Here is an 18,493-nt window from a genome sequence, read left to right as displayed (position 1 = left end):
TGTTCCCGGTTCCTGGGTCACGCTGCGGCTGCGCAGCTACGCATCGCCCCAACTCAGGCCACAATTGCTTTGCATAAGGACCACTGGAATTTGGAAGTCGGAGCGATAAAAAAAGAATTTGTAATGAGGAGTAAATGTTGGCGCGAAGGAGGCGAGTCCTTGTAACGGGCGGCGCCGGATTTTTGGGTTCGCACCTCTGCGAACGGCTGGCGACCGACGGAAACGAAGTACTGTGTGTCGATAATTTCTACACCGGCTCAAGGGATAATCTGGCTGGATTGCTTTCCAACCAAAAATTTGAGGTAATTCGGCACGACATCACATTTCCTCTCTATGTGGAAGTCGACGAGATATTCAATCTCGCTTGCCCAGCCAGCCCAATCCATTACCAGCACGATCCCGTCCAAACGACAAAAACGAGCGTGCATGGTTCAATCAACATGCTTGGGTTGGCCAAGAGGATACGCGCAAAGATTCTGCAGGCGTCGACTTCGGAAGTTTACGGTGATCCCGAGGTTCACCCGCAAGACGAAGCCTATTGGGGCAGGGTCAATCCGATCGGGCCGCGCTCGTGCTACGATGAGGGAAAGCGGTGCGCGGAAACACTGTTTTTCGACTATCGGCGGCAACACAAGCTTTCGATAAAGGTTGCCCGCATCTTCAATACTTACGGTCCACGTATGCGTCCCTATGACGGGCGCGTCGTTTCCAATTTCATTGTGCAGGCGCTAACAAATCAACCAATCACAATTTACGGTGACGGCAAGCAGACACGCTCATTCTGCTACGTCGATGACCTGATCGACGGTCTGGTCCGGCTGATGAACACATGCGATGACGTCGTCGGTCCCATGAATCTCGGCAATCCCGCTGAGATCACAATGCTTGAACTGGCCTCGATGATCGTGAACCTCACTGGATCCAGATCGGCTATCGAGTTCAAACCGCTTCCGATCGACGATCCCAAGCAACGCCAACCCAACATCAGGTTGGCCCAGGATTCGTTGGGATGGCACCCCGCCTTCTCGTTGCACGACGGCTTACGCAAGACCATTGCATATTTCGAGAGCCTAATGATTGCGCGGGGCGCGGAAGCGGCGATATGAAAAAGACTGTTCTTGTCACTGGTGGTGCCGGCTACGTCGGCTCGCATTGTTGCAAGGCGTTTGCGATGGCGGGCTGGAACGTCGTGACGCTCGACAATCTTTCGCGGGGCTGGCGTGATGCGGTGCGTTGGGGACCGCTGGTCGAGTGCGATATTCGTAATTCAGCCGGCGTACGCGCAGCACTAGAAACCTACAAGCCGGACCTCGTCGCGCACTTTGCGGCGCTGGCTTATGTCGGCGAATCCGTGGCTGATCCCGCCATTTACTACGATAATAACACGAGAGGAACGCTTGCCCTCTTGGATGCCATGCGAACGGCCGGCTGTTCGCGCGTGCTCTTTTCCAGCACTTGTGCAAGTTACGGAGTACCCAAGCACACCCCGATAGACGAAACGCATCCGCAGGCGCCGATTAATCCCTATGGATGGTCCAAAATGATTATCGAGCGTATGCTCGAGGACTTTGGTCGCGCGTACGAGATGTCGTCGGTTTCGTTGCGCTATTTCAACGCGGCGGGCTGTGATCCTGATGGCGAGATCGGCGAGCGCCACGAACCGGAGACGCATGCCATTCCGCTGGCGATCGAAGCGGTGCGCCGACCCGATCGGCCTTTCACCATTCTGGGAACGGACTTTCCGACGCCGGATGGCAGTGCAATTAGGGACTATATTCACGTCAATGACCTGGCGCAGGCGCACCTTCTGGCAGGTGACATGCTAGTGGCTCGAGGTGGTACTCATGTTTTCAATCTCGGTACGGGGGTTGGCACGAGTGTGCTCGAGCTAGTAGAGGCGGTGAAGCGCGTCTCCGGAAACGACCCGGTCGTCCGCCGCGGGCCACGCCGCTCAGGGGACCCGCCCACGCTCGTCGCGTCCTTTGCCAAAGCCAACAGGGAGCTCGGTTGGAGCCCGCGGCAATCCGAGATCGATTTCATTATCAAGACCGCACTCAGGTGGAGCGATCGCAATCCGCCGGCATGATTCCGCACGAAGATGATTGACACCTCATTCACAGGAATTGGATTGGGAAGAGGCGTGACGCATGTTTCCGTGACGTCGGCGTCCGATGTTGCGGAAACGACGTTGAGCGAGGGCATGACGGTGTTCTGGCGCGTCAACCAGCCGATCGGCCATGTGCTGATGCATGAAGGCCGGATAACGGACGCCAGGATTGATCATATCAACGACGGCTTTCTGTCAGCGGTCGACGCCAAAGTCCGAAGCCCGACGAAAGTGAGGCTCTCGGCGAGCGTGGTGATCTGCACGCGCGATCGTCCGGAGGAACTGAGCAAGTGCTTGTCGTCGTTGCCGCTGCAGACCCATCCTCCACGAGAAATCATTGTGGTGGACAACGCATCGCGCGATCGGAGGACGCGGGATGTCGCGTTGGCCGCGGCAGCAACTTATATTCGCGAGGATCGCCCCGGTCTGGATATTGCGCGCAATGCCGGCGCGCTCCAAGCGACCGGAGAGATTGTCGCCTATACGGACGACGATGTGCTGCTTCACCCGCGCTGGCTGGAGCAACTGACATGTGCGTTTGACTCTCCCGAGATCGGTGCAGTGACTGGGCTTGTGCTTCCCGCCGAGCTCGCGACCGAGGCGCAACGGCATTTCGAGACGTATTGGGGATTTGGCAAGGGCTATCGCGAACAGGATTACGACCGCGCAGTTTTCCGATCTCATCGCGGCCAGGTCCTCCCCGCGTGGGACATCGGCGCCGGAGCGAGCATGGCGTTCCGGCGCGAGGTGTTTCAGGCCGTCGGGCTCTTTGATGAGCGCCTGGACGTCGGTCAGGCCGGCTGCTCGGGCGACTCGGAGTACTGGTATCGATTGCTCGCGGGCGGCTACACGTGTCGTTATACTCCGGCGTCAGTCGCATTCCACTTTCACCGCAGGACAATGGATGGACTGGCCAGCCAGATCTATCACTACATGCGCGGTCATGCAGCCGCACTTTTGGTGCAGTATGAGCGAACCGGAATCTCGGCGAACCGACAGTTGGCCTACTATCACAAGCCGCGTTGGTATCTCTATCGGCTGCTCCGGAAAGCAATGGAAGGAGGGAGCAATCGCGACCGCTTCCTCAAAGAGGAGATGACGGGGTATCTCGCCGGATTGCTGTTCTATCATCGCCGAAGGTTTCGAAGATGACGGCCCATCCGCGTACGTCCGTCGTGATCGCCGCTCGCGATGCTGCAGATACCATTGCTGAAACCCTTGACAGCCTGCTCGCGCAGCGCGCCCTCGACTGGGAGGCTCTTGTCGTGGATGACGGTTCGACCGATGCCACGGCCGAGATCGTTGCTGAATATGCGGCGCGGGATTCCCGCTTTCGGGTTCTGCAGTCGGGCGGAGTAGGCGCTTCAGGTGCCCGCAATAAGGGAATTGCAAGCGCGCGCGGCGAACGAATACTGTTCCTTGACAGTGACGATTGGATTGATCGGTCCTTCCTTGCCCGGATGAATGACGCGCTGGATCTCGATCCTTCGGCGGTGGCTGCCTATTGCAACTGTTGCCGGGTCATGCCTGACGGCAGTGAATCTCCCGTTCGCTGCGATCCGGCCATCCAGGACAACGCCTTCGAGCGGTTCGCTCGTACGTGTGCCACGTTCATTCATGGCGTGCTCGTCTTGAGGAGCGCTGTCGCAAAGGTCGGTGGCTTTGAGACCAGCCTCCGCACGTGCGAAGATTGGGACCTGTGGCAACGGATCTCCCGCTGCGGCGGCAGGTGGATCCATGTCGACGAGAAATTGAGCTATTACCGGACAAGCGACCGTTCACTGACGCAGAATGTCAAACGGATGCTAGCCGACGCGCAGGTGGTCATTGCTCGCGGATTTTCGAGTGATGACCGCGTCAGCGATCCGGCGCCCACACATCGGGCGGGAGCATCAACTGCATATGGCAGCGCCGCGGCGGCGTACGCGTATTTCGCGCTCTGGTGTGCCGGATTTGAATGCGGCCGCAGGAACGCTAGCGATCCCTCGCTGGATACGCTCAGCGACATTCCAAAGACCGCGACATCGGCGGACGAAATCACTATCGTCCTGCTTGATGCCGTCATGGTTGGGTCAAGAACTGTGCCTGCCAGGCTGGCGGAACGGTGGTCGCAGTACGGGGAAGGCGTGACCAGCCTCATTTCAGCAATAGGTCGTGCATGGAACGACCCGGCGGCGGGGCGAAATTGCCAATACAGGTTCGAGCGGAAAGTGCTCGACCATGATGACCTTTCGGCGCCTAGGATTCTCACATTAACCCTCGGAACGCGCGTTGATCTTCGCCATATCAGCACCATCAGGCCTACCGAGACTGTTGATCGATTGTACGTCTATCTCTGCGACGGCCCTCGCATCCTGACGCTGGTCGATATTGGTGTTCTAGGCACGGTCGGCAGCCGCTTTTGGATGGCGCTGGCCGCCGGTGGCTTCGTTCATTTGCAGGTTAAAGACCACATCGGAACCCTTGTTCAGGCAAGGATCGCGCTCCACAAGGGGACTGGACGGCTTAGATCCTTCATGCGCGACGGCCGAAATACGCACCGGGCGAGGCTGCGCGAATTGAACTTGCGGGCTTCACGCCAGGCGCCACCGCTGGCCATTTCAAGTGTCCCCCATTCCAGCAGCCGGAATCGATGCGCCGAAAACTCTCAAGACACCGGGCGCAAGCAATTCTGGGAAGGTCTTTTCGAGCAGGAAGATCCTTGGAACTACGGTTCGCTGTATGAACAGGAAAAGTATAGCCGGCAACTGGAGCTCCTTCCGGACCAACCAGTGGATCACGCTCTGGAGCTTGCCTGTGCGGAGGGACATTTCACGCGGCAATTGGCTCCCAGGGTCAAGCGCCTCCAGGCTGCCGATATTTCGACCAAGGCGCTCGATCGCGCCCGTGGCCGATGCAATGGGCATCAGAATGTCGAGTTCTCTCAATTGGATTTGTCCGCCGATCCGCTCCCGCAAGACATCGATCTGATCGTCTGCTCCGAGGTCCTTTACTACCTCGATGACGAGGCTGAACTCCAATCGGTGGCGAAGCGACTGGTGCAGTCGTTACGTCCTGGCGGTTACCTTGTGGTTGGCCACGCCTTTGTGCTGAAGGATAACATGTCACGAACGGGTTTCGATTGGGAGAGTCCGTATGGGGCGGAGACGATCACGCGGATTATCCAGGGGATACCCGGACTTGCCCTGGAGAGATCGATCGAGACGGAGCTGTACCGCATCGATCGGTTCAGGCGGTTACTTCCAAGCGAAGCGCCCCCTGACACACAGGTGAAATGTGCGGCCGTCAACGCGCCGATCGAGGTCGAGGTTGCGCGCTCCATCGTGTGGGGTGGCGCCGTCGCGCGCCGGTTTGACGTCGCGCAATCCGAAAGGCGCACGCACGCTCCGATCTTGATGTACCACCGAGTTGCGGTTGAAGGACCGGGTGAACTGGCGCGGTACCGACTGGCTCCCGATGCGTTCCGGCAACAGATGCTGTGGCTTCGCCGCAATGGCTACCACACCATCAATTCGGATCAGCTCGCCTGGTTCGTGGCAAGCAATCATCCGTTCGTCGGCAGGCCGGTGCTGATCACCTTCGACGATGGGTACGAGGATTTTGGCGAGCATGCATGGCCGATCTTGCAGGCAAACGATTTCTCGGCAGAGGTGTTCGTTGCGACCGACTTCGTGGGAAAGCGGGCGGAGTGGGATGCTCCGTTCGGAGAGCCCGCTCCACTGCTCGACGCGGTCAGGATTGCCGGGCTTGCCGCGGAGGGCGTATCCTTTGGCAGCCATTTGGCGAGCCACCCGCGCAGCGAGGAACTTGCGACCTGGGCTCTCGCCGAGGAATTGACGCGATCTCGTGCACAGTTGGAACGATGGCTTGGGCGACCTGTAACGTCGCTTGCTGCGCCTTTTGGCTCCACAGATCAGCGGCTTGGAATTCTCGCAGCCGAATGCGGCTACAAGACCCTGTTCAATACGGTCAACCGGGCCGCCACACTAAGAGACAATTTGTTAGACCTGCCGCGGATTGAGATCAGAGGCGATTTTACGCTGGACACATTCGCGCGCTGCCTGGAGCAGTATCAATGAATATCGATGCGTTTCTGGTCAGTGTGGTTATTCCGGCCTTCAACGCCAGTGCAACGATCGACGAGACGCTTCGCAGCGTCAGATCCCAGTCGCACCGGGAGATGGAAATTATTGTCGTGGACGACGGCTCCACAGACGACACGGTCGCAGTTGTGCAGCGGCATCTGATTCAGGATTCTCGAGTAACAATCATAAAACAAAGTAATGCGGGGGTGGCGGCCGCTCGGAATGCGGGCTGGCAGGCGGCGCGCGCGGACTTCGTCGCGTTCATTGATGCCGATGATCTCTGGACGCCCTGCAAGATTGAACGACAGCTTCAGGCCTTGCTTGATGGAGGAGAACGGACTGGTCTTGTCTACAGCTGGTATGACTGGATCGATGCCGATAGTCGCGTAAGCGCCAGATCCGATCCCGTGTTTCATGCGGGCGAGGTGCTGGACTATCTGTGTCAGGGAAATTTCATCGGCAACGGCAGCTCGACACTGGTTCGCCGAGAAGCCCTCGTAGTTTCAAAAGGATTCGAGAGTGGACTCAGGGCATCGGGGGCAGAAGGCTGCGAAGATCTGCTGTTCTATTGCCGCGTCGCGGAAGCGTACCGTTTCGCGGTCGTGCCCGAGTACCAGATTGGATATCGCTACCTCCCGAACAACATGTCGAGCAACAAGACCCGGATGTTCCGGTCGTGGATGCTGGTCGCGGATGAGATTATGACGCGGCACCCCGAGCGCGCGCCGCTCCTCGACTTGGGCTTCAGAAACTATGCGCGTTGGTTGCTTCGGAGGGCCCTGACGAGTGGTCAGTTGTGGTACTTCGTTTCAATCTTTGGACTCCTTTTCAGACGGAATCCTTTGCTCGCGCTCAGGGTCGCCGTGCACGATGTGCCGCGGGATACTGTCTCGGAAATCCGGTGGAAATGGCGTCATCGGCGTCGCAGGGCGGTTCGACCCCCGGCTTCGTTGTTTGCCATCGGCGATCCCAGTCAATCGCTATGACACAGCACGCGAATAACGCACGAAGACCGAGAGCTGCTCGCCGCGCTGCATTGGTCGAAATGTTCCGGCTGCTCAGGCTTGCTCCGCTGCCCGGTTGGGTGACGCCCGCACTAATTGTCCTTGGCCTGGCTACATCGTTGGCGGAGACGGTCGGGATCACCCTCGTGCTCCTGTTCTTCTATTTCGCCATGGGGCAGGTGGAACTTGCAACATCGACCAGTGGCCTCCTGGGCGAATCGCTCCGATATGCGGCGAATTGGTTTCAGAGCTCGACCGAAACTGCTGTCGTTCTGCTCCTTCTCATCATTGCTCGCGGTGCTCTTTCCTTTATCAACACACTAATCAGTGCGCGTGTTGGAGAGAAGATCAATGAGGTCGCGCGCAACCGCGTTCATCTGCAGTATCTGTCAACTTCGTATTCGTTCTTCCAACGCCATGACGAAGCATATCTCATGGAGGTGTTGGGAACCGAGACATGGGTGATCTCCGGGGCATACGCGAGTCTTACCCGCATTATCGTGAGCTCGTGTTCGGTGTTTCTGTTCGCGTCCTTTCTGTTGGCGCTCTCAATCAAGGTAACCGTCCTCGCCCTCGTCGCCTCGATGATTGTGTCGGCCGGATTGCGGCATCTTTCGGTGCCCATGCAGCAGTTGGGTGCTGGCGTAAAGCTGGTTCATCAAAAGCTGGGTGAGCATATGCTGATGACTCTCCAGGGTATGCGCACGATCCGCGCGTATGGCCAGGAGGAGATTCACCAGAAACGGTTCGAGCAGGCCTCGACGCAGGCCCGACACGTCGCACTGCGGCTTGCGCGCCTAACCGCTATGATCTCGCCTCTGACGGAGGTGGGATATCTTGTCGTGCTGTTTCTCGTCATCGCGTTCGCCGATCTGTGGGGAATCGGTTTCGCGACGAGCCTGACCGCGGTCGCCTTGCTCTATCGATTGCAGCCGCATATGCGAGATCTGGAAGGGAACTTGCTTTATATGGCGCAGATCGAGCCCCAGCTTCGGTCCATCCGACACATGCTCTCGACAGATGACAAGGAATATCCGAAGGTTGGGCACGCGGCGGTGGCTAAACTGGAGGACGGCATCTCGTTTCGCAACGTGACGTTCCGCTATGATGCCGGTACGGAGCCCGCTCTTTTGGATGCTACGTTTGACATTCCGGCGGGGAAGACCACTGCGCTCATTGGAGCCAGCGGAGCGGGCAAGACCACGATCGTAAATCTGTTGTTACGACTGTATTCGGCCAACGAGGGTGACATACGGGTTGATGGCCGATCCATCGAAGACGTTCGTCGAACCGATTGGCTCGGCATGCTCGCGATTGCGGGCCAGGATGTCGACCTGGTCGAAGGCACGGTAATCGAGAACGTTCGGATGGCCAAGAACGACGCCTCCGAGGAAGAGGTTCGGCAGGCGCTGCGGGTCGCGGGCATTTCAGAGGTGGTCGAGGCCTTACCCGACAAATACGACACCTGGGTAGGACAGCATGGCCTGCGCTTCTCGGGCGGTCAGCGGCAGCGTCTTGGTCTTGCACGAGCGGTTGTGCGCAATCCAAAGTTCCTCATCCTCGACGAAGCGATGAGCGCGCTCGATCTGGCGCTTGAGGAGAGCATTCGACGCACTATCCAGCTGCAGTTTAAGAATCGAACCTTGTTGCTGATAACGCATCGCCTGGAGTCAGTCCGCGATGCGGACCACGTGGTGTGGATCGAAAACGGCCGGGTTCGCGCTGAGGGTCCTCCCGCGAAAGTCCTGGTGAGTCGAGGAGCGAGCGCAACAGGAATTTCGCAAGATGATGTGCTCACATATCGGATGCGGACTACGGTTCCCTAACGGAACCCAGCCTGTTCGGCGCTTTCCCAGTGAATGACGGGCCCTGCACTGAGCGTGCCTGTTGCAAAACAGCGCGGACTTCACACGAGCCCGTAGCATTACGGTGTCTCTGCAGAAATATCCAGCCGTCAGCCGATTCGCTCCTCATCTGTCAAATTGCGTCGAATCCATAAGGCTCTTTTGAACGCGCGCGTAGTTGTATGCCACGTAAAAGGAGCACGCAATCCATCATGGCCATTATCAATGGAAGCGCCGGTGCTGACGTTCTGTTTGGCGGTACCGGAAATGATGTTCTCACCGGAGGAGCAGGCAGCGATACTTTCGTCGTCTCCAAGGGGTACGGCTCCGATACCGTCACTGATTTTCAGGCGGGCTTCGGCGGCGATGTGTTGCGGTTGCAGAACTACGGCTTTGCGACGTTCGCTAGTTTCCTGGCGGCGGCCACCCAGGTGGGCTCCGATACGGTCGTAACGCTGTCGTCCACGGAAACCCTGACGCTGCAGAATGTCGCACTTTCGACCTTGGTTGCAAGCAATGTCGCGCTGGACAATCCGCTGCCGGCGAGCGGAACGGCATGGAACTGGGCGGGTACCGTCCCTGCGGGCGGCACGCTGACGACCGGGACGACAAATGACGGCATGCAGGCCGGCGGCACGGGCGTCACGCTGATCGGCGGAGCAGGGGACGACACCTACTATGTCTATGACCACAACACCAAGGTCGTCGAGCAGGCCGGAGAGGGTATCGACACGATCCGTGTCTGGAACGTCAACGGATACAGCCTCGTCAATGCGCCGAACGTCGAGAATCTTGTCCTGACGGATAGCGTTCCGTCTCCCGCCACCGGTAATGATCTCAACAACATCATTGTCGGCAATGCCGGCGACAACATGATCGACGGCGGGCGGGGCAACGATGTGCTGACCGGTGGGGCCGGTCGCGACACCTTTGTCGTGGGGGCGGGAAACGGCAACGACATCGTCACCGACTTTCAGGCGGGCGCCGGCGGGGACATTCTGCAACTCAACAACACGGGCTTCAAGACGGTCGCCGATGTTACGGCGGCCATGAAACAGGTGGGCACCGACCTTGTCCTGACGATCGCCGGCGGCGAAACCATAACGCTTGAAAGCACCAGTCTCCAGAATCTCACAGCCGCCAATATAAACATCGTCAGCCCCCTGACCGGACTGGTCCAGACCTTCAACGACGACTTCAACACGCTCTCGGCGGGCCAAGATCCGAGCCTGACCTGGCGCACAAGCTATGCCTGGAGCGGAGCCGCAGGATACGGGCTCGCCGGCGAACAGGAAGTGTATGTCGATCCCAGCTTTTCCGGGCTGCCGGCCACTCAGGCATCAACGTCGCTCGGGCTTAATCCGTTCTCGATTCAGAACGGTCACCTCGTCATCACGGCGCAACCGCTGCCTGCGAGCGCAACGCCTTATACGGGCAGTGCCATATTTTCGTCGGGCATGATCTCGACTCAAAACAGCTTTACCCAGACCTACGGCTATTTCGAGATGACGGCCACGCTGCCCAGCACAAGCGGCGCGTGGCCGGCGTTTTGGATGCTGCCCAGCACGGCCAACAACCTCAACACAGAAATCGATGTGCTCGAGGCCTTTGGTCAGAATATCGATCAGGCGCATTGGGCCATTCACTCACCCTATGCGCCTGCGACGAATGGGGGTTGGGCAAATACAGCCAACCTGACCACTGGAGAACACACGTTTGCGCTCAAATGGACGCCTTACGACCTGACGTTTTTCGTGGACGGGAAGGAGGTCGCACAGCAGGCCACCCCCGCCGACATGAATACGGCGATGTACATGATCGCCAATCTGGCGATGGGCGGGAGCTGGCCGGGCAACGCCGCTCCAGGATCGACGGCGACGATGTCCATCGATTCAATCAAAGCCTATCAATTGCCGGAGTATACGCTTGCAAACTACACCCTACTCACGAGTGTCGCACCGACCAACACGATCGCGGGAAGCGCGGCTGCAGACACGCTGAGCGGCACATCCGGTAGTGACTTGATCGGTGGTGCAGCAGGCGCCGATGTCATGACCGGCGGTGCCGGCGATGACACTTATGTCGTGACCGACTCCGGTGCGAAGGTTATCGAGGCCTATGGCGGAGGAATCGACACGGTCAACTCCTCGGTGACGTATACGCTTTCGAGCTACGTCGAAAATCTGACGCTCACCGGTCAGACGGTCATCAATGCCACGGGAAATATTCAGTCCAACATCATCATCGGCAGTTCCGCGGCGAACGTGATCACCGGCGGGCTCGGCAATGATATCCTGACCGGCGGCGGCGGCGCGGATACCTTCGTATTTAACTCCGGCGACGGTTCGGACATCATCACCGACTTCTCGCCGGGATCGGGCGCCGGACACGATGTTGTCCAGTTGAACGGCTTCGCCTTCACCTCATTCGCCGACGTTCAAGCGGCGATGAGCCAGGTCGGAAGCGACGTGTATCTGAAGCTGACGAGCCAGGATACCCTGGTGTTCCGCAACACAACGGTCTCGGCGTTTACCACCGACGACTTTCAGTTGCCTGCGACGCCGCCGGTCGGGGGGACGATCACATCGTGGATCAGCGGGAAAGCGAGCAGCCGCATGGTGTATGGCACCGCGGCGAACGACAAGCTCTCGGCGCTCAATATCGATGACACGCTCATCGGAGGGAACGGCGACGATATCTACGTCATCGGAAGCGCAAACCAGAAGATTGTCGAGAATCCCGGCGGCGGCATCGACAGTGTGGAGGCATGGACGTCGCACACGCTGTCCACGAACGTCGAAAACCTGACGTTGATGATGGGCGGGCTCGCGGGTGTCGGCAATCAAATGGCAAACCGTATGGTCGGTTCGAGCGGTGACGACGTCCTGGACGGCGCGGGCGGGAATGACTGGCTCTTCGGAGGAGCCGGAAACGATACGTTCATTTACAATGTAGGCAGCGGCAACGATACGGTCGCCGATTTCCACGCCTTCACGAGTGCGACTGCCGAGCACGACAAGCTGAGTCTGAAAGGTTACGACAGCGGCGCCTATTTGACCCACGTGAACGACGTGTGGACCGTTCACTACGCGGGTGGAGCGGATACGCTGCGCATTGCGGGCGTCACCAGCTTGACGTCGTCCGACTATTCATTCATCTCCGCGACGAATTCGCCGATTGCGATGACATCTATCGCCGTGCCGACGATCTCGGCGGTCAATGACAGTGGCTCGATCGTGTCGGGCCTCATCAATACAAAACATCTGGTCCTCACGGGTCGCGCGCAACCAGGTTTAACCGTCAAGGTTTTCGACGGGACAACTCAGATCGGCACGGCGATCGCCGACGGCAACGGTAACTGGAGCATGGCCACCGCAATGCTGGCCGAAGGCGGCCACACCTTTGCCGCCGCAGCAATGGACGGTGTCGGCAATCTCACCGCGCTCTCGGCCGGGGTGAATGTCACCATCGATACGATCGCACCGAACGTGCCCAAGCTCGCGTCGTTCTCGCCCGACAGCAACGTTGCCGGCGATGGCGTCACCAATGTCAACCACGTGAATTTGACTGGAGCCGCGGACGCCGGGAGCACGGTGCAGGTTTTCGACGGCGCGACGATGATCGGAACGGCGATCGTCGATACCAACGGGGCCTGGTCCTTTGCCGCCGCAACGTTGGCGGACGGTAATCACACCTTTACCGGCAAGACCGCGGACGCCGCCGGCAACGTCAGCGCTTCCTCCGGTGCGTTGAACGTCAGGGTCGATACGCGTGCCCCGGTTGCACCTATCCTGACCTCGGGCGCACCTGGAGCTTCGAGCGCGATAATCGTGTCCGGCACGGCAGAAGCCGGAAGCACTGTCCGGCTATACGAAGGCTCGACCTTGCTCGGAACGGGCGTCGCGGCGACGAGTGGGGCCTGGAGCGTTACCACCGGATGGCTCACCACAGGGCAACACAGCTTCACCGCCACCGCCACCGACATCGCCGGAAATTTGAGCCAGCTTTCGAACGCTTTCAACTCCGCCGTCGGTACGGTGATCGAAGCGGCCGGCACGACATCGCTTATCAAGTCGGGGGGCAACTTCTACTTTTCGACGGCCGGCTCATCGGTGATCTTGAAGAATGGCGGAGCGGCGGTGGTCGCGGGACAGCTTGGCTCATGGGTGCCAGTGGCCGCGGAAGCGTCGTCGAACGGCTATCTCGTCGCGTGGAAGATCCCCTCGACCGGCCAGTTCGCGGTCTGGAGCACCGACAGCAACGGCAATTTCGGGTCCAACTATCTGAACAAAGTGTCCGGCACCGACCCGGCTCTTGAGTCGAGCGAGACCCTTTTTCACCAGGATCTCAACGGCAATGGCGTGATCGGCGTTCAGGCCGCGGCGCCGACGTCACCCACGACAACAATTGCAGGGACGATAGTCGAGGCCGCCGGCTCGACCAGCCTGGTTGCAGTCGAAAAGAATTTCATGTTGGCCTCGATGGCCACCGGCACTGGGCCGACGTTGAAGTCTGGTGGTGTCGCGGTCGTGCCGGGACAGTTCGGCGTCTGGACGCCGATCGCGGTGGAGCAGACGTCGACCGGCTATGATGTGGCCTGGAAGATTCCGGCCACCGGCGAACTCTGTGTGTGGACCACGGATAGCAATGGCAACTATGTATCGAATCTGTTGAACAAGGTGTCCCCGACCGACCCTGCTCTTAAAGCGGTCGAGACGACTTTCTACCAGGACCTCAATGGCGATGGTGTAATCAATACGTCCTCGACCATCCTCAAGATCTCCGGAAATGTCGTATTGAATCTGGGCAATATGTCACAGGCCGCGACGGTCGACCCGGGCGCCACGCTTGAATTGTCCGGCGCCGCTTCCGGGTCGATCACCTTCACGGCGTCGACCGGCAATCTGGTGTTGGACCACGCGTCGCAATTTACGGGAACGCTCATCGGTCTGACGGGTGACGGCACTGCGTCGAATTCCAATCATATCGACCTGAAGGACATCGCGTACGGAGCGGGAACGTCGGCGTCATTTTCCGGCAATACAGCTGGTGGCGTGTTGACCGTGGTCGATGCTCAAAATCACACGGCACGTATCTCGCTTGTTGGCGACTACACCAACTCGACCTTCAATCTCTCGAGTGATGGATCCGGGGGCACGCTGGTCATCGATCCTCCGAAGGCCAGCTTTGATTCTTCGGCGCTTGCGCGGCCGCAGCCTCCCGTTACCGCACCGGCCGTCGCCCCCACGCGCCTGGAAGACGGTAGGTTCGTGTTCGAGCAGTCCGCTACCTCCAACGGACATGGCGTGATCAACGAGGCGTTTCATGAATCGGCCGGGGCAGCGCTCCTCCCGGCGACCACTTGCCCAGATGTTGACGCAGGCCTTGATCAGGTCCACGCCGTTCACGCAACAGCCCCGACCGATGGCCATCTGGCGGAGTTGCATGGTTTCATCCTTCGCTGAAACTCTTTGCCTTTTGAAAAACGTTACGCAGTACGCGTTTCGCAAGCTCCCGCTTCCGCGCGAAGAAGGTCATGGGGAGGAGATATGATACATAGGCAAGCGCCAGCAGCGTACCCAGCCCAGCAAAAGAGTTTCCATCCAGCGATGAGATAATCGAAATTCTTGTGACGGCCGCCGCAACGGCGCAACTGATCCAATGCGGGACAGTCGTCTTGACCAGGCTCCTAGTCGTCACCGGGCCATGACGACCGATCGACATCGTGTAAAGTGGCAGCACGACGGTGCAGTTCACCAGTGTATACGCCGCGGCGATCCCGATGGCGCCCCAGGGAAGACCGACGAGGAATGAGGCCACGTTGATCAAGGCGGTCCAAACGCCGAGCCTGAAGTACTCCTGGCCACGGCCTTGGCTGAGGAACAGCCAACTTCCGGTCGCGGTCGCGACCTGGATCAAGCCTGCAACGCCAAGCCAGGAAAAAATCGGGGCTGCACCCACCCAGTGCTCGCCAAGGAGAACTCTGAAGAGCGGCTCCGAGAGCAGGATGGCGAACACGATACCCGGCTGACATATGAGCATAACCATCGAAAGGGCATCGCTGTAGGTGCTCAGATATCTCTCGTTATCGAAACGAAGCCGCGAAAGCAGGGGGACAATCACTTGGCCGATTGGGTTGTGTAACTGGACGATCGGTAGCAGCAACAGCTTATAGGCCCGGTCATACAGGCCGAGTTCGTCGCTGCCTCGAAATTTGCCGATGAGAATGTTATCCGCATTTCTCGAGAGATAGTTGACCAGATTGAACCCCGATACTTGCAGGCCAAATCGCGCTATGTGCCGCGTCTCCCTGTCCAGGTGGGGATGTCCAGGACGATAGCCAGAATAGGCCCAGATCCCGACTGTCGAAATGACCGTGAGAACGAGCGTCGAGAGGTAAAGTGCCCAATAGTCTCTCAAGATGATTACGGCAACGATCCCTGCGACAACGGAAGCGGTTGTCGCGGCGACGTCCAGGATCGCCAGGGCTTTGAATCGGGAGTCCCTCGCAAGTAGCGCCGCCGGAACGGTCGGAAGGCCAGCAATGAAGCTTAGGCCGGCGATTGCGATCATGAGCTGTTGAAGCCTCGTATCGCCGTAAAACAGCGCAATCGGATGCGCGCTCAACGCCAGAACGATAGCAGATGCCGCGGAAGCAAGCACCGATAGCCAGAACAGCGCATCGATCTGGCCCTTGGCGATCTCCGTGCGTTGAATGATGGCCTGTCCAACGCCGACGTCCTTGATAAGCCCGAGGAACGTTGCAGCCGTCGCAGACATGGCCAGCAGGCCGAAATCGGACGGGGCAAGATTTTGCGTCGAGAATATCGTCAAGACAAAACCGGCCGACAGTTTCCAGGCCTGGGACCCGCCCGTTATGAGGATGTTGGTTACGGCCCGTGACTTGCTGTCTTTGTCCAACGAGCTCACCCCAGCGATCTCAAACAGTTCTTGCGCGGTGTTGGGCCTGCCAGCAAATGCCGCGGGAAATCCAGCGCACTGAACGATGGCGGTTCCGATCGTCTCCGGCTTTTAGCTCGGGCTTGACACGAACGGAAGACTTGATCGGGCAAGATGCGATCGGCGGACCCGGGCGAATCTGGGCGAACTGACTTCAAACGACGGCCTGACCGTCACCAATGTCGATGTGAGACTTGCGGTCACATCAATGCCCGCAGTTTGTCATAATTCAATTCGCCGTGCTGAGGTTCCCGCGAGATGATTTTGTTGGCACTCACACCGGGAAGGGCGAACTGCGCTTTGCGATGCTTGCAGACGGCTGGTGATTCTATAATGTTCGGTTGATCTCGATTGCTCCGGAGGTCCGAGACGGGATGACGTTGTATACCGTTGCATCACAGCAAAGAGCGCGGTCTGGCGTCTCGTCGCTCGCGGGACCTCTCTTCCTCCTTGCAGTAGCCGTCATTCTTTCTGCGATATCGCGGCGCGCCGTCACGCATCTCGCGCGTTGGTCTGACATTTACGCCTTGGTGCTGGTTTGCTTGGCATTTGCCGGTGCGCTCGCCTTCAGCTCCATTCGCTACCGTGATTTCTCGCCGCCATTGCGGATCACCGCCTTCGCGATCGGAATGACGATTTTCGTGCAGTTGCTGTTCGATTCATTGGGGCCGTTCGCAGGGCCCCCTAACATCCTGTTCGGTTCGAGCGACAAGATCCTGTTCTTTCGCTACGGCGCAGTGCTTGCGGTTGTGGCGGGAATAGCCGCGATCTTGCGTCCTTCATTTCTGGTGCCGCTGTTCTACTTCTATCATGCATGGCGCGAAATGGTGAGCGTCGTGTCCGGCATCTTTGTGACTGAGACCGATTATCTCGGCATGCTCGACATCGGTAACTTCGCCGTCCTTGGCGTGCTCGGCACGATCGTCCTCACCAGCGCCTGGGCGATGGATCGCGTGCCGTGGCTGCGAACAGTGTTCGCTTCCGCAGACAACGTGAAGCAGCTTCGCGATCGCGCCTATGGCTTGATCTGGGCGTGCGCCGTCGGAGCGCATCTTGGCAGCTATTTCTGGTCGGGTATCTCAAAGCTGCAGGCCGGCGGCGAGAAGCCATGGACCTGGCTGCTCGCAAATCCCACGCAGATCTCGATCCTGATGGGGCTCGAGCGCGGCGACGCCCCGCTCGGCCTGTGGCCGGGCGCGTTGCAGACGATCTGGGACGCGATCGCCAGCAACCAGCTGATCTTCAATGTCTTCGTGCTGGGTGCCCAGCTCCTGTCGCCGCTGGCTGCAATCTCGACGCGCGCGCTGTCGTTCTTCTGCCTCTTGTTCGACATCTTCCACATCGGCGTGTACTTCACGCTCGGGGCTCTGTTCTTCTTCTGGATTGCGCTCAACCTGTTCATCGTAGCCGCGGCGCGCACGCTGCCGCGTGATGGATTCACCCCGGCGATGAAGGTTGTGATGGTCGTAACTGTCATCTGCGGCCGTTTCTTCTTCTACACCAACTACCTCGGATGGCTGGACGGGCCGAAGCTGGCGAGCCCTCGGCTTTTCGTCGAGACCCGGGATGGTCGCCAGATTCTCGCGCCTTCCACGTATTTCGGCATCTACTCTTACATGATCGGGACCGGAACCATGTACATCCCTGAGAATCATTTCCGGGCTCGCGTTGGCGGCAACAACCACGATCTTGCGACTTGGCACGACGCGACCACCTGTGGCCCGGAGGTCCTTCCGCGTCAGGACACAGGCGTAGCGATGGCGGCCGTGGAAAAGTTAGTCCGCGAGACGGATCGCTTTTTTCGTTTCTATCCATGGGTGAAGGACAACAACAGCTTTTATGCCTATCCGCACCACATGTTGTCCAATCCTTGGCTGTACAGCGAATTTAATAAGCTGAGAATAGACGATATCGTCGCCTATCACTATGTGGTGGATTCAGTATGTCTAGGGCTGGCGGACGGCAAGCTTGTACGCGACGTTCGAAAGCGAACGGATTACCGAATTGACCCATAGCGATGACGAGATCTGGGTTGTTTATGACGGCGAATGCCCGTTTTGCAGCCGCTACGTTCTGCTGTACGAGTTGCGGGAGCGTGGGCAGCGCGTTCACCTGATCGATGCGCGTTCGGAGCATCCAATCGTACGCGATATCCGCGCGCGCAACCTCGATCTCAACGAAGGCATGGTGGTTTTCCGGCGTGGGCAGCACTACTATGGGGCCGATGCAATGCATCTGCTTGCAACACTTGCCGGGGAGACGACAGTCTTCAATCGCCTTAATCGCCTCGTGTTCTCGCGGCCGCGCCTTGCAAGGATACTTTATCCGGCGCTGGTGCGCGGAAGGAAGCTTCTCCTTCGGCTTCTCGGCCGCAAGCTGATCGATGATGAAATCAAGGTTCCAGAACAGCGGATACGGGGCGATCCTTCCGACGAACACGTCAAGCACAACGGCAGGTTCCGTTGACCCGTTGAAGGAAGTCTCCACCGTACC

At 58.8% G+C, this 18,493-nt stretch carries 10 protein-coding genes; 9 read left to right on the top strand and 1 reads right to left on the bottom strand.

The window, feature by feature from the left end; translation table 11 throughout:
• Positions 1–134 precede the first annotated feature (134 nt).
• The 7 genes from LPJ38_RS34085 (at position 135) to LPJ38_RS34055 (ending at position 14,505) form a co-directional block, all read left to right on the top strand.
• Positions 135–1,106 (top strand): UDP-glucuronic acid decarboxylase family protein, encoded by a 972-nt coding sequence (locus tag LPJ38_RS34085; protein WP_145642906.1) that lies wholly within the window; start codon positions 135–137, stop codon positions 1,104–1,106.
• Positions 1,103–2,086 (top strand): UDP-glucose 4-epimerase GalE, encoded by a 984-nt coding sequence (gene galE, locus LPJ38_RS34080; RefSeq protein ID WP_145642908.1) that lies wholly within the window; start codon positions 1,103–1,105, stop codon positions 2,084–2,086. Before LPJ38_RS34085 ends, galE begins: the two co-directional genes overlap by 4 nt.
• A gap of 54 nt (positions 2,087–2,140) precedes the next feature.
• Entirely contained in the window at positions 2,141–3,259 is a 1,119-nt protein-coding gene (locus tag LPJ38_RS34075) for a glycosyltransferase family 2 protein (RefSeq protein WP_145642910.1), read from the top strand.
• Complete coding sequence (locus LPJ38_RS34070; RefSeq protein ID WP_145642912.1) at positions 3,256–6,186, top strand: trifunctional glycosyltransferase/class I SAM-dependent methyltransferase/polysaccharide deacetylase; 2,931 nt, start codon at positions 3,256–3,258, stop codon at positions 6,184–6,186. Before LPJ38_RS34075 ends, LPJ38_RS34070 begins: the two co-directional genes overlap by 4 nt.
• The gene (locus LPJ38_RS34065; RefSeq protein WP_145642914.1) at positions 6,183–7,178 is read left to right on the top strand and encodes a glycosyltransferase family 2 protein; all 996 of its coding nucleotides are present in this window, start codon (positions 6,183–6,185) and stop codon (positions 7,176–7,178) included. Before LPJ38_RS34070 ends, LPJ38_RS34065 begins: the two co-directional genes overlap by 4 nt.
• Positions 7,179–7,237: 59 nt before the next feature.
• Positions 7,238–9,022, top strand: coding sequence for an ABC transporter ATP-binding protein (locus tag LPJ38_RS34060; RefSeq protein WP_231088488.1), 1,785 nt, complete (start codon positions 7,238–7,240; stop codon positions 9,020–9,022).
• Between the two features lie 230 nt (positions 9,023–9,252).
• Positions 9,253–14,505 (top strand): Ig-like domain-containing protein, encoded by a 5,253-nt coding sequence (locus tag LPJ38_RS34055; protein ID WP_158644824.1) that lies wholly within the window; start codon positions 9,253–9,255, stop codon positions 14,503–14,505.
• On the opposite strand, the gene LPJ38_RS34050 is transcribed toward LPJ38_RS34055, so the two are convergent.
• Positions 14,492–15,961, bottom strand: a complete 1,470-nt coding sequence (locus LPJ38_RS34050; protein WP_158644825.1) for a lipopolysaccharide biosynthesis protein — start codon at positions 15,959–15,961, stop codon at positions 14,492–14,494. The genes LPJ38_RS34055 and LPJ38_RS34050 overlap by 14 nt on opposite strands.
• Before the next feature lie 413 nt (positions 15,962–16,374).
• Between LPJ38_RS34050 and LPJ38_RS34045 the strand changes: the two genes are divergently transcribed.
• Both LPJ38_RS34045 and LPJ38_RS34040 read left to right on the top strand, forming a co-directional pair.
• A complete protein-coding gene (locus tag LPJ38_RS34045) occupies positions 16,375–18,015 on the top strand; it encodes a hypothetical protein (RefSeq protein ID WP_145642923.1) in 1,641 nt (546 codons plus the stop codon).
• The gene (locus LPJ38_RS34040; RefSeq protein ID WP_231088487.1) at positions 17,969–18,466 is read left to right on the top strand and encodes a DCC1-like thiol-disulfide oxidoreductase family protein; all 498 of its coding nucleotides are present in this window, start codon (positions 17,969–17,971) and stop codon (positions 18,464–18,466) included. The genes LPJ38_RS34045 and LPJ38_RS34040 overlap by 47 nt, the downstream gene beginning before the upstream one ends.
• Positions 18,467–18,493 lie beyond the last annotated feature (27 nt).

Origin of the sequence: Bradyrhizobium daqingense (genome assembly GCF_021044685.1) — a bacterium.
In the GTDB taxonomy this organism is placed as follows: domain Bacteria; phylum Pseudomonadota; class Alphaproteobacteria; order Rhizobiales; family Xanthobacteraceae; genus Bradyrhizobium; species Bradyrhizobium daqingense.
This window is presented reverse-complemented; position numbering and strand designations above follow the sequence as displayed.